This is a genomic window from Stenotrophomonas sp. 2YAF22 (assembly GCF_052114665.1).
GTDB classification, from domain to species: Bacteria; Pseudomonadota; Gammaproteobacteria; order Xanthomonadales; family Xanthomonadaceae; genus Stenotrophomonas; species Stenotrophomonas indicatrix.
The window spans coordinates 1-3,834 of sequence record NZ_JBFRFE010000423.1; the positions used below are offsets into that span (position 1 = coordinate 1).

5 protein-coding genes are annotated in these 3,834 nt (G+C 69.1%); all 5 read left to right on the plus strand.

Features of this window, described 5'->3' with window-relative positions; translation table 11 throughout:
• On the plus strand, positions 1-667 hold a 667-nt coding region (locus AB4Y84_RS15705), incomplete at its 5' end, for a biotin-independent malonate decarboxylase subunit beta (RefSeq protein ID WP_442250407.1).
• A 2-nt stretch (positions 668-669) separates the two neighbouring features.
• Positions 670-1,374, plus strand: coding sequence for a biotin-independent malonate decarboxylase subunit gamma (gene mdcE / locus AB4Y84_RS15710; RefSeq protein ID WP_442243930.1), 705 nt, complete (start codon positions 670-672; stop codon positions 1,372-1,374).
• Positions 1,367-2,017, plus strand: coding sequence for a malonate decarboxylase holo-[acyl-carrier-protein] synthase (mdcG, locus tag AB4Y84_RS15715; protein WP_442243843.1), 651 nt, complete (start codon positions 1,367-1,369; stop codon positions 2,015-2,017). Before mdcE ends, mdcG begins: the two co-directional genes overlap by 8 nt.
• The gene (gene mdcB, locus AB4Y84_RS15720) at positions 2,014-2,871 is read left to right on the plus strand and encodes a triphosphoribosyl-dephospho-CoA synthase MdcB (RefSeq protein WP_442243844.1); all 858 of its coding nucleotides are present in this window, start codon (positions 2,014-2,016) and stop codon (positions 2,869-2,871) included. Before mdcG ends, mdcB begins: the two co-directional genes overlap by 4 nt.
• Positions 2,868-3,788, plus strand: coding sequence for a malonate decarboxylase subunit epsilon (gene mdcH, locus AB4Y84_RS15725; RefSeq protein WP_442250408.1), 921 nt, complete (start codon positions 2,868-2,870; stop codon positions 3,786-3,788). Before mdcB ends, mdcH begins: the two co-directional genes overlap by 4 nt.
• Positions 3,789-3,834: the final 46 nt, after the last annotated feature.

Genomic DNA, 3,834 nt, shown 5'->3' on the forward strand with positions numbered 1-3,834 from the left:
GGGTGAGGTGCATGGTGCCAAGTTGACCGGCCTGCTGCGCCGCGCGGCGGACCCCCATCCCGATGGCGTGCTGCTGCTGCTCGATACCGGCGGTGTGCGCCTGCATGAAGCCAACGCCGGGTTGATCGCCATTTCCGAAATCATGCGCGCCACGCTCGGCGCGCGGGCCGCCGGGATACCGGTGGTGGCGCTGATCGGCAGCGGCAACGGCGCCTTCGGCGGCATGGGCATCGTCGCCCGCTGCTGCAGTACGGTGATCATGTCCGAAGAAGGACGGCTGTCGCTGTCCGGCCCCGAAGTGATCGAGACCGTGCGCGGCGTGGAGGAATTCGATTCGCGCGACCGCGCATTGGTGTGGCGGGTGACCGGTGGCAAGCACCGCTACCTGATCGACCAGGCGCAGGTGCTGGTGCCCGATGCGATCAGCGCGTTTGCGCAGGCGGCTTTTGATGCGCTGCAGCCTGACACCGCCAGTGCCGACCCCGACGCGGCACTGGCTGCGCTGCAGGCACGCCACGCCGCGTTGAAGGCGCGCGTACAGGCGTGGGGCGACTGCAACGATGGCCTGCAGATCTGGGCACGCCAGGGCATTGCCGACCCGGAACGTCTGGCGCTGCTGGAAACCGATGCCTTCCTTGCCGCCACTGCGCACCGGAGCCTGCCATGAGCCTGCCATTGAATTCGCTGCTGGACGCACTGTTCCCGCGTGGCCATACGATCGCGGTGAACGATTCGGTACTGACCGGCACAGCGACCACCGACGACGGTGAGGTGACGGTGATCGGCACCACCGACAGGATCGAAGTCGGTGTGGACCACGCGCTGGTGCTGGCCGACACCGTGCTGGCCAGCACCGCTGCACATCCGCAGCGTCCCATCGTGATGCTGGTCGATACCGCCGGCCAGCGGCTGGCGCGCCGCGATGAACTGCTGGGCATCAACGGCTACTTCGCCCACCTCGCACAGACCCTGGACCTGGCCCGCCGCCGTGGCGCGCGCCTGGTCACGCTGGTCTAYGGYGAATCGGTCAGCGGCGGCTTCCTGTCGTTCGGGCTGATGGCCGACCTCATCCATGCCCTGCCCGATGCGCAGGTGCGGGTGATGGATCTGCGCGCGATGGCACGGGTGACCAAGCAGCCGTTGGAAAAACTGCAGGCGCTCAGCCTGACCTCGCCGGTGTTCGCACCGGGCGTGGAGAACTACGTGGCGATGGGCGCAGTGCAATCGCTGTGGGATGGCGATCTGGCGCATCACCTGCTGGAAGCACTGCGTGCAGCCGTCGACGGTGACCATCGCGCTGCACTGGGCGCCGAACGGGGTGGCCGTACGCTGGCTGCGCAGGTGGCCATCGCTGTGAGCCACGGCAATGCCTGAGCGGCCGGCCCGGCACACGCTGGTCTGGCTGTCGGCCGATGCCGATTGGCGGGCCGACCTGCCCGTGCACGAGCCGCGTCTTGCCGCCTGGTTCGCGCAGGGCTTCCCTGCAGTGGTCGCGCGTCGTGCCGCGGATGATGCCGATCCGCGCCTGCGATTGGGCGTTCCGTTGCCACCGGCCGAAGGCAAGCAGCGCCTGTCGTTGCGCGTACCGCTGTGCGACGTCGCTGGCATGCGCGCTCCGCCGACGTTGAGCGAGCTGCTGGCAGCAGGCGACGCAGGTGTTCCACAGCCGTGGCAGGAATCACTCCACGACCTGCAGGCACTGGCCCCGGCCCGTGTGTTCGGCGCCTTCGCCTGGCAATGGCTGACCGCCCTGCCCTATGTACATGGGCGTTCGGACATCGACCTGCTGTGGCAGGTGACCGATGCCGCGCAGGCCGAGGCGCTGATCGCACAGTTGCTGGCATGGGAGACCCGCCACCCGCATCGCCTTGATGGCGAGCTGTGCCTGCCCGATGGTGGCGCGGTGAACTGGCGCGAACTTGCCGGCCGCAGTCGCCAGGTACTGGTGAAACGTCTTGATGGAGCCGCATTGGAAGCGCGTGATGCACTGTTCGCCACGCGCGAGGCGATCGCATGATTGCCGCCCCGAAGCCGTTGCCGGCACGCGGCGCGGTGGTCGACAGTGCTCGCCTGGGACGGCTGGCCATTGCCAGCCTGCACGCCGAACTGGCGTGCGCCCCGAAGCCGGGCCTGGTCACCCCGTTCGACAGCGGCAGCCATGACGACATGGATGCCGGCACTTTCCTGCGCAGTCTTTTCGCCCTGCGCCACTACTTCACGGCGGTGGCCAGGGCCGGTGCCGCCGGCGCCCCCTTCAAAGTGCTACGCGATCACGGTATCGCCGCTGAAGCGGCCATGCTGGTCGCCACCGCCGGCATCAACACCCATCGCGGTGCGATCTTCAGCCTTGGCCTGCTGGTGGCCGCCACTGCTGAGCGCAGGCGCGTGCATGGCCATGCCGTGTCGGGCGCGCAGGTGTGCCTGGCGGTTCAGCAGTGGAAAGACGCGCTCATCGCTGCGCCGCTGGACCCGCACAGCCCGGGACAGCGCGCACGTGCGCGTCATGGGGTCTGCGGCGTACGCGAACAGGCTGCCGCCGGCTACCCGGTGCTGCGTGAGYTGGCCCTGCCTGCCCTGCGCCATGCGCTGGACAGCGGCCTGCCGCGCGACGCCGCGTTGTGCCAGACGCTGATGCAGCTGGTGGCACAGGTGGACGATCTGAACCTGCTGCATCGCGGCGGTACCGAGGGCCTGCGCTGGGCGCAACAACAAGCGGCCACATTCCTTTCCGCCGGTGGCGCCTTCGCGCCGGACTGGCGCATGCGCCTGCAGTCCATCGGCGATGCGTTCGTGAGGCGTCGGCTCAGCCCGGGTGGCAGTGCCGATCTGCTGGCCTGCGCCTGGTTCCTACTGCAGCAGGAGGGCGCATGAGCCTGGCCCTGCTCTGCCCCGGACAGGGTGCGCAGCATCCGGCGATGTTCGACCATGTGCGCGGCATGGCCGCTGCACGCGCGGTACTGGATGCGGCGAGCGACGCGCTGGGGCGCGATGTGTTCGCGGCCGCGGCCGACGACGACCGCTTCGACAACGCACAGGCGCAGCCGCTGCTGTGCGCCGCCAGCATCGCGCACTGGCATGCCCTGCGCGGCGCCGTGCCGGACCCGATCGTGGTGGCCGGGTACAGCATCGGCGAACTGGCGGCACATGCCATCGCCGACAGTTTCGACGTGACCACCTGCCTGTCCCTGTCGGCGCAGCGTGCACGATTCATGGACGCCGTCAGTCCGGTCGATGCCGGAATGCAGGCGATGCTGGGGCTGGATCGACAGACGGTGCAGACATTGTGCGAAATCCACGGCACGCACGTGGCGATCGCCAACGGCACAGATCATTTCATCGTTGGCGGCACGCTGCCGGCACTGCGTGCGCTGGCCGCTGCCGCGCACGCACAGGGTGCCGAGGTGCGCGTGCTGCCGGTACATGTGCCGGCGCATACGCCACTGCTGTCGGCGGCGGTCGCACCGTTTGCCGCCGCACTGCAGGCCACTACGTTGCACGCACCGCGCCTGCCGCTGCTGGYCGGCATCGACGCACGGCCGGTGCGAGACACCGCAGCGGTGGTGCACACGCTGTCCGCGCAGCTGGCACAGACCATCGAGTGGGCACAGGTGATGCGCCAGGCCTTCGAGCGCGGCGCGCGCGTGTTTCTGCAGCTGGGCCCCGGCAACGCACTGGCACGCATGATCGCGCCGGCCTATCCGTGCTGCGAGGTACGCGCGATCGAGGAATTCCAGAGCCTGGACGGCGCGGCGGCGTGGGTCCGCAGCGCGCTGCAGCGGCTGCAGTAACGGGTTTGAGCAGTACGTAACGCGCAGTACGTAACAGGCCATACCC